2 protein-coding genes are annotated in these 553 nt (G+C 36.9%); both read left to right on the plus strand.

What is annotated here, in order from left to right; genetic code table 11:
- The first annotated feature begins 36 nt into the window (after positions 1-36).
- Entirely contained in the window at positions 37-258 is a 222-nt protein-coding gene (locus PUN32_RS14040; RefSeq protein WP_274723744.1) for a TA system antitoxin ParD family protein, read from the plus strand.
- Positions 251-541: a type II toxin-antitoxin system RelE/ParE family toxin gene (locus tag PUN32_RS14045; protein ID WP_166015494.1), complete on the plus strand. Its 291-nt coding sequence runs from the start codon at positions 251-253 to the stop codon at positions 539-541. The genes PUN32_RS14040 and PUN32_RS14045 overlap by 8 nt, the downstream gene beginning before the upstream one ends.
- Positions 542-553: the final 12 nt, after the last annotated feature.

Here is a 553-nt window from a genome sequence, read left to right on the forward strand (position 1 = left end):
CTACAATAATGAAAACTTTAAATGAAGGAATACATTATGTCTACCGCTAGCATACGCCTTGACCAAAGCCTCGTCGATAAAGCAGCTATTATGGCTAAAGCATTGAATCGCACTACACCTAAACAAATCGAACATTGGGCTAAAATTGGAGAAATGATGGAAGATAATCCTGATTTACCCTATGAATTCGTTCGACAAGCCATCATTGCTAAAGCTGAAAAAGAAGCCGGAAAACTTGAGGCATATCATTTTGGCTAATATCGTACAGGTTCTTCAAACTCCAACATTTAAGAAAACGGTTAAAAAGCTCCACCAAAACCAAAAAGTAGATCTCGACAATGCGGTGAAAGCTCTTATTGATAACCCTTTTTTAGGTGAGCAGAAAAAAGGTGATTTGTCCTTTCTTCGTGTTTATAAATTCAAAATGGTTAAGCAGCTCACTCTGCTTGGTTACAGTTATCAAGATGGCACAGTAACACTTGAGCTTATCGCACTTGGATCACATGAAAATTTTTACCGTGATATCAAGGTGTTTTACTAAATTTAGGTGAAT

The organism is Vibrio chanodichtyis (assembly GCF_028863985.1).
GTDB lineage: Bacteria > Pseudomonadota > Gammaproteobacteria > Enterobacterales > Vibrionaceae > Vibrio > Vibrio chanodichtyis.